The sequence below is a fragment of the Mesorhizobium sp. M2A.F.Ca.ET.037.01.1.1 genome (genome assembly GCF_003998075.1).
GTDB lineage: Bacteria > Pseudomonadota > Alphaproteobacteria > Rhizobiales > Rhizobiaceae > Mesorhizobium.
This window is the reverse complement of sequence record NZ_RZSA01000582.1, coordinates 1-4,312: the sequence shown is the minus strand read 5'-3', so window position 1 is coordinate 4,312 and position 4,312 is coordinate 1. Positions and strand designations below refer to the sequence as shown.

Annotated in this window: 4 protein-coding genes; all 4 read left to right on the top strand. The window is 59.8% G+C overall.

Annotation, left to right across the window (positions count from 1 at the left end; translation table 11 throughout):
• Window positions 1–702 (top strand): (Fe-S)-binding protein (locus tag EOA27_RS24705; RefSeq protein WP_145970509.1); only part of this gene is annotated, 702 nt, incomplete at its 5' end.
• Between the two features lie 664 nt (window positions 703–1,366).
• Window positions 1,367–2,272: a ribonuclease Z gene (locus EOA27_RS24695; protein WP_126083721.1), complete on the top strand. Its 906-nt coding sequence runs from the start codon at window positions 1,367–1,369 to the stop codon at window positions 2,270–2,272.
• 9 nt (window positions 2,273–2,281) lie between these two features.
• On the top strand, window positions 2,282–2,749 hold the full coding sequence (locus EOA27_RS24690; RefSeq protein ID WP_126081355.1) for a metallophosphoesterase family protein: 468 nt from the start codon (window positions 2,282–2,284) through the stop codon (window positions 2,747–2,749).
• A 1,032-nt stretch (window positions 2,750–3,781) separates the two neighbouring features.
• On the top strand, window positions 3,782–4,312 hold a 531-nt coding region (locus tag EOA27_RS24685; RefSeq protein ID WP_245491153.1), incomplete at its 3' end, for a glycosyltransferase family A protein.

Here is a 4,312-nt window from a genome sequence, read left to right as displayed (position 1 = left end):
TCCTACGACCCGCGCGTCCAGGACGTGACCCGCAAGGTCGCCGAGCTTTTCACGGCCGCCGGCGTCGATTTCGGCATTCTCTTCGATGCCGAGCGCAACAGCGGCAACGACGTGAGGCGCGCCGGCGAGGAAGGCCTGTTCGAAACACTTGCCCAATCCAACATCGACGCGATCCGCGCCTGCAGCTTCAACCGCATCGTCACCACGGATCCGCACAGCCTCAACGCGCTGAAGAACGACTACCGCCATTTTGGCGGCGCGTTCGAGGTGCTTCACTACACGGCGCTGCTTGCCGAACTGGTGGCGGCGGGCAGGCTTGATATCGCCCCGGCCGACGGCGCCACGGTGACCTATCACGATCCCTGCTATCTCGGCCGCTACAATGGCGGCTTCGACGCGCCGCGCGACCTGATCAGGGCAGCAGGCTATACACTGCACGACATGCCGCGCTGCCGCGAGAATTCCTTCTGCTGTGGCGCCGGCGGCGGACGCATCTGGCAAGGCGACGACGGCGTCAAGGAACGACCCAGCGAAAACCGCATCCGCGAGGCGCTTGGCCTCAACGTTGAGATCTTTGTCGTCGCCTGTCCCAAGGACAAGGTCATGTACACGGCCGCCACCGACGCGCTTGGCGTGGCAAGCAGTTTGAGGATCCTCGATGTGGCCGAATTGATAAACCTGCGCGAGGCACCCAGTGCCTGATGGTTCTGTGGTTTGATGGCGGAGCCGGCATTCCGACACCGCTCAATGCCGGAGACGGGAAGTGCTGCGTAGTCGGGATGAACTTTGGGCAAGTCTGCTAGCTGTGTGGCTCACAACGTTCGCTTTCAGGCTGCGGGGAACTGAGCCTAACATCAGTAGGAGGCGCAAAGCGGTCATCCGTGGCTGTGTAACAAACTGGGTAACCAGCCATAAGAAAATGCGAGTAATTTCAATGGTTTAAGCAGGAATTCGAAAGACGCTCTCTCCGCCATCGCTGTTGCTACGATATTGAATCGCCTGCAGATTTCGCAACCCTAGTCTTCAAAGCCCGCATTTTACCCCACATTTTGAACAGGATGTGGCGGCTTATTGAGCGACCGAAGAGGACAAAGCATATGAGATCAAAATCATCGCGGGACATGCCGGGCCCGAAACCCCGGAAGGACAAAGAGCGGGATACCCGGGAGGCGGAGGCCAAACGCCCGACAGGACCAATGACCGGGACCGCGACCTCGTCCACGGTGATGGTCAAACCTCCGGGATAAAGTCTGAGCAGGGCGTGGCCTCAAAATAGTCAAAGACAGCCACGGCAGGCTTGCCCGGGTAGAAAGCGTTGTTTGCCCGCTTTGAGGCCTTACCGCTCGCGGGCTAGACTGGCTCCATGATTTTCAAACTGACGTTTCTTGGCACCTCGGCCAGCGTACCCTCTGCCGAGCGAAATCACCCTGCCCTGCTCATCGAGGCCGGAGGCCACCGAATTCTGGTTGATTGCGGGGAAGGCACGCAGCGCCAGCTGCTGCGCAGCGGCGCCGGGTTCAGGCGTCTTCACCGCCTGTTGCTCACGCATGCCCATTTCGACCATATCCTTGGAATCCCCGGCCTGTTCTCGACACTCCGGTTGCGGCAAAGTGACGATCTCCTGACCGTCCACGGAGGCTCGGACACCCTGGACCTCGTTGTGCGCATGCTCGCTGGTCTGTGGGGTGAAGGACGAGCGCCGATCCCACTAAAGCTCGAGCCGCTGACGCCCGGCCGGTTTTTCGACGCGGACGAATTCATGATCGACTGCTTTCAGGTTCGTCACCGCGACACCGATAGCTACGGCTTCGTGCTCGAGACTCCACCGCGCCGCCACCTTCGCGCCGAGCGCCTCACGTCTCTGGGCGTGCCAGACCGTCCAATCAGGAAGGAACTGGTAGAAGGCCGGTCTATAACCCTCGTCGATGGCCGAACAGTTGCTCCCGAAGATGTATTAGGCCCGCTGGAAGCAGGCAAGAAGCTGGTCATCATCGGCGATACGGAGTCGACCGATGATCTCGCGGACCATGTCTGCGGCGCCGACCTTCTGGTGATCGAGGCCACCTTCCTGGAACGGGATGCGACCATGGCCCGCGACTATGGTCATCTCACGGCTGCGCAGGCGGCATCTCTGGCAGCGATGAGCAACGTGAAGCAGCTCGCTCTTACGCATATCTCTGGTCGATATGCCGACGAAGAAATACTCGCGGAAGCCGTGCGGGCATTTCCGAACAGCCGTATTGCGGCTGATCTCGATGTGCTCACCATATAATGGCCGACAATGAAATTCAGGTTAGGCATCATTTCTGACACGCACGGCCTATTGAGGCCTGAGGCGGAACGACGCTTGGCCGGGGTAAACCACATCATCCATGGCGGAGACATTGGCAGTCCTGACGTTATTTCCGCGCTTCAGCAGATCGCACCGGTTACCGCGATCAGAGGCAACGTGGATACGGCCCGGTGGGCTTCAACCTACGCCGATACGGCGTTAGTGCGGCTGGCAGGCCGAACCTTCTACGTCCTTCATGATCTCAAGGCGCTTCAGGTCTCACCAGCGGCACTCGGCATCGACATGGTCGTGTCGGGTCACTCCCATGTGCCAAAACTCAAAACCGTTGACGGTGTGCTCTACCTTAATCCGGGCAGCGCCGGTCACCGTCGTTTTAAGTTGCCGATCACGCTTGCGACGGTTGATATCACGCCTGACGGTCTACAGCCGGCTATTCACGATCTAAGTAGCGGCTAAGGCGCGGGCTCAAGGCGGTCGGGTGCCAAGCGGGACGCATCGGCCGAATGAACGCCCGCGCGCGATCAATCATGCGGCGCGGGCCAGATGCGGCCAATGCGTCACAGCCGGTCGACGTGCTCGGGTTCGAAATCACCCGGCGGAACCTTTCCTGCCCAGTCTGACGGGGTTACGCTGGTTAGCAAATCAGCCTTCCTGAGAGGCTGCTGCCAAGCCGGCAGGTCATCCCAAAAGTGTCTTCACGTTGTAACCTCCCAATTACAACCTGCATCGACGCGCTAGGGAATATGCGCCGAGATTTGGGTTGGTAGGTCCCGCTGCCGGTTAAGAAGGCGTCCTGGAGTCTCGTCTGGAAGCAGCCAACGGTCTTGCCGCCTTAGGGACAACGGATAGGGTATTCACCTCAGTGACTCAGCCCCACCAGCGCGATGTCAGGTTTCGGGAAAAACGAACTCATTTGCTAATGGATCACCTCTTTTTACATGCATTGTCGAATCGGCGCCTGCGACTGTGATCTGCATGATCTGATGGCCCCGGCATCGCGGACGGTGCAAACAGGGTCCGTCGGCTCTACCTCGGCCATCAGCTCGCGGACTATATCGAACGCGCTTTCCATGGCCTCACCTTGGCTCTTGAGAAAGGTTCCGTGCGCATCATGATAGACATCCCCGCCTTAGTAGTAGTCGGCCGGCGGAGCTTGCGATTCTTCTTAAAGGAATCGACTGGGGCGCTCCCGAGGCGTGTCTGGAGACCTGCGCTCGCCGGCTGAATCGGTCCGCCGGATGCTCGGAAAAGCCTGGAACCCATAGGTCCTGGGCCATGTTGATCGATCTCGCGAATCTGCCTCCCGACCCGCAGCTTTTGCAGCGTCTCGAGCGCGACATGGCTGCAGCGGTCGAGAGCCGCGACGGCTGCTAGCGCAGAGCCCAATAGAGGCGCTTCATTGCCAAAATTGAATGGAAATACACACGGCAAGATTAGCCACCCAGCGATTGCAAAAGACGCCAGTTTACCATATCCATTGCACCCGTTATGATGCCGGTGACCGCGGGTTGCGCTGATGGGGACCTACCTTCGAACCAGGCGCGGGTAGACGGCGTGGTGCATAATCCTTTGGTGTCAATCGTGGTTCCGGCGCACAACGCCGAAGTGACGCTAGCGCGTGCACTCGATTGCCTTCTGAATCAGAAAATAGTGAATTGGGAGGCGATCATCGTTGACGACGCCTCCACGGACCGCACCCCCGCGATCGCCGCCCGTTATGCGGAGCACGATAGCCGTTTTCGGGCATTGAGGTCTTGTGCGAATAGCGCCGCCGGCGCGCGCAATAGCGGGATTGCGACAGCGCGCGGAAACTGGCTCATGTTTCTTGATGCGGACGATTGGGTGGATGCCAGCTTCCTGGCGAAGATGCTGGCCGCACTGGAAACCGCCCCCGATGCAGTGGCCGCCTATTGCGGTTCCCAGCGCGTGATGCCCGATGGCGAACTCACCGCGTCGAGCATCCCAACGGAGGTTGCGATCCAGCCCTTCGAAACATTCGCCCGCCAGTGTGCCATACCG